Source organism: Microcystis sp. M079S1 (assembly GCF_020246425.1).
In the GTDB taxonomy this organism is placed as follows: domain Bacteria; phylum Cyanobacteriota; class Cyanobacteriia; order Cyanobacteriales; family Microcystaceae; genus Microcystis; species Microcystis aeruginosa.
The window spans coordinates 1-2,777 of the sequence record NZ_JADBSZ010000214.1; the positions used below are offsets into that span (position 1 = coordinate 1).

Annotated in this window: 3 protein-coding genes; 1 reads left to right on the forward strand and 2 read right to left on the reverse strand. The window is 45.4% G+C overall.

Going from position 1 to position 2,777, the window contains the following annotated elements:
- Positions 1-290 precede the first annotated feature (290 nt).
- On the reverse strand, positions 291-1,289 hold the full coding sequence (locus IM456_RS14300; protein ID WP_287691592.1) for an adenosine kinase: 999 nt from the start codon (positions 1,287-1,289) through the stop codon (positions 291-293).
- A gap of 164 nt (positions 1,290-1,453) precedes the next feature.
- Positions 1,454-1,666 carry a protein IsiD gene (isiD, locus tag IM456_RS14305; protein ID WP_002732311.1) on the reverse strand — a complete coding sequence of 71 codons (213 nt, stop codon included), beginning with the start codon at positions 1,664-1,666 and terminating at the stop codon, positions 1,454-1,456.
- A 148-nt stretch (positions 1,667-1,814) separates the two neighbouring features.
- On the opposite strand from isiD, the gene IM456_RS14310 reads away from it, so the two are divergent.
- Entirely contained in the window at positions 1,815-2,591 is a 777-nt protein-coding gene (locus IM456_RS14310; RefSeq protein WP_149988215.1) for an SDR family NAD(P)-dependent oxidoreductase, read from the forward strand.
- The last annotated feature ends 186 nt before the right edge of the window (positions 2,592-2,777 follow it).

Here is a 2,777-nt window from a genome sequence, read left to right on the forward strand (position 1 = left end):
AATAAGTACGGGCGAAGCATTCGGATAGAAAATCTACGTTTTCACCGATAGGTTATTGCCCGAATGCTTCGCCCCTACAGGACGCGGGCCGATGAAGACGCAAGGTTTTGAACGACGATTCTCTCAAAATCTTGCACCTGTTTCGCGAGAAAAGCCCCAAAACCCTTACTTTGCCTACATTTCAAATTTATTCAGCCAACCCTATCTAAATTACTCGTTAAGACTGTCTATGAGCAGGGAGCAGGGAGAAAAAACCTGACTACTGACTGAAAGCTGATCACTGACAAAACCTATCCCAAAACGATCAAATCGCGCAGGGATTGAATTTCCTCGGTTTGTAAACGCGCCCCAAAAGTAGAAACCACCCGGGCAGCCGCTAGAGAAGCGAGATTTCCTGCTCCTTTGTAACCCATACCGTGGGTAATACCGTAGAGAAAAGCCCCCGCGTACATATCCCCCGCGCCGACGGTATCGATCGCCTGTACGGGATGGGGGTCAATTTCCAGGAGATTTTCGCCATCATAGATCAAAGAACCACTGGCACCCCGGGTGATAGCGAATCCTTTGGCAATGGTTTTAAAATAGGCGATCGCTGACTCAATTTCCTCGCTGCCGGAAATAGTCAAAGCTTCCGACTCATTAGCGAAAACTAAATCTAACCCCGTTCCGATCATTTCCAGTAATCCCTCCCGGAAGAAGATCGCCATATTGGGATCCGACAGGGATAAAGCGGTTTTCACTCCAGCAGCCTGAGCAATTTCTCGCCCTTTAATAGCGGCAGCTTTGGCAGTGGGAGAGGTGACGAGATAACCTTCGAGATAGAGATAATCGGCATTAGCGATCGCTGAAGGTACTAATTCCCGTTCGGAAATTTCCCCAGTGATGCCGAGAAAAGTATTCATGGTGCGATCGGCATCGGGAGTCACAAAAACTAGACATTTTCCCGTGATTCCCACCTCTTTTTCGCCGCCATGTTCATTGGTATGCAAACCACAGGCGCGCAGATCTTGCAGATAAAACTTACCTAATTCGTCATTGCCCACTTTACAGGAATAGAAACCTCTACCCCCCAACTGAGCGATCGCTACTAGGGTATTCGCCGCCGATCCGCCACCGCTGCGTTTACAATCAAAAGCCAATTTTTCCATCAACTGGGTTTGACGATTTTCGTCCACCAGCGTCATCACTCCTTTATCGATGCCCAATTCTTGCAGTAATTCAGGAGAGACTTGAAATTCCATATCGACGAGCGCGTTACCGATCCCATAAACGTTGTATTGTTTGCCCATAATTTAGTCGATCGCCTAAAAATACTTTGTTATTGATAGTAGGGAAAGAAGGGGCAAAAAGCTAGGGGCTTTTTTCAGCCGGAGAATACCATAATCAAAAATAATGGGTGTGCTAGTCTCACACCCCCAGTAATTTGTGTTAAGTTTTGTTTAACTAAGCCACTTTAAGCCTCATCGTAGGCTTCTAGATCCAACAGATAAAGATAAGGTTCGGCTAATTCCTGCCTTTGAAAAGCGATCGCTCGCAACAGGTGCCAATCCCGCAAAGCCTCGAAGGGGTTACTATACTCATCTTTTTCTAGTCGTTCGGCCAAAGAAGCAATATCAGCGGCGGTATATTTGGCAATATCTTGATCAGTGAAGCTTATAACTGTCATTTCTGCACCTCCCTCGACCTTTGTTCTATTTCTAGCCTAACATATATTCTGAGTTGAAAAAATGCCTTGACCGCCAAGTTAAGAACTGTAAATGGAAGGGTAATTGTGGTACAATTCCTGCAAAAAAGCTATTTTTGATTGATCTTCTATGAAAACAGCCCTCATTACCGGTGCTTCCACCGGTATCGGCGTCGTCTTTGCCCGTCAACTTGCCCAACGGCAAATGGAGCTAATTTTAGTCGCTAGATCCAGAGATAAACTAGAACAATTAGCAGCGGACTTAGAGGAACAATACGGGGTAAAAGTGACAGTTATCGTTCAAGATCTGACCGTTGCTGGGGCGGGAAAGCTAGTATATGATACGGTGAACCAAAAAGGAATCAACGTTGATTTACTGGTAAATAATGCCGGTTTTGGTGATTATGGCGCTTTTAGCGAGCGGGATTTAGCCCGACAGTTAGAAATGATCCAGTTAAATAATCTGGTATTGGTGGAATTAAGCCACTATTTTCTCCGTCCCATGCTTGCTCGCACTGGGGGGGCAATTATCAATGTTGCTTCCATTGCCGGGTTTCAACCGCTGCCCTATCTTTCCGTCTATGCGGCGACAAAAGCCTTTGTCCTCAGCTTTAGCGAGTCTCTCTGGGCAGAAAATAAAGACAAAGGCGTTGAAATCCTCGCTCTTTGCCCCGGTCCGACGGAATCGAATTTTTTTGAGGTGGCCCGATTTCCCAGTGCCTTTATGGGCAAAAACGGCCAGTTAGATTCGGCAGAAGTGGTGGTACAAGAGGCTTTAACTGCCTTGGCCAACAAACGCCCCAACGTGGTAGCCGGTAAATTTGCTAATAAAATTATCGTCAATCTGCCCCGTTTTTTACCTAGAAGTTGGTTCGTGTCTTTGCTAGAAAAGCAATTCAAGCTCTAACTAGGGTCTGCTGAAAAAGTTTATTGGTGGGGTTAAGAGTCAGGAGCCAGTAGTCAGTAGTCAGGAGAATTAAGAATGAGCATTAATCAATTAAATGCTCTATTTAGGGCTTGCTGAATAAATCTAAAAACCTTGTTGGGTAAAACTTTTAGACTTTTTGTCAATCAAAAAGTACCAGTTCTGGGA

Bases quoted from the DNA above. Each gene is read 5' to 3' on its own strand.
- IM456_RS14310 (WP_149988215.1), top strand. From the start codon at position 1,815: ATGAAAACAGCCCTCATTACCGGTGCTTCCACCGGTATCGGCGTCGTC.
- IM456_RS14300 (WP_287691592.1), bottom strand. From the start codon at position 1,289: ATGGGCAAACAATACAACGTTTATGGGATCGGTAACGCGCTCGTCGAT.
- isiD (WP_002732311.1), bottom strand. From the start codon at position 1,666: ATGACAGTTATAAGCTTCACTGATCAAGATATTGCCAAATATACCGCC.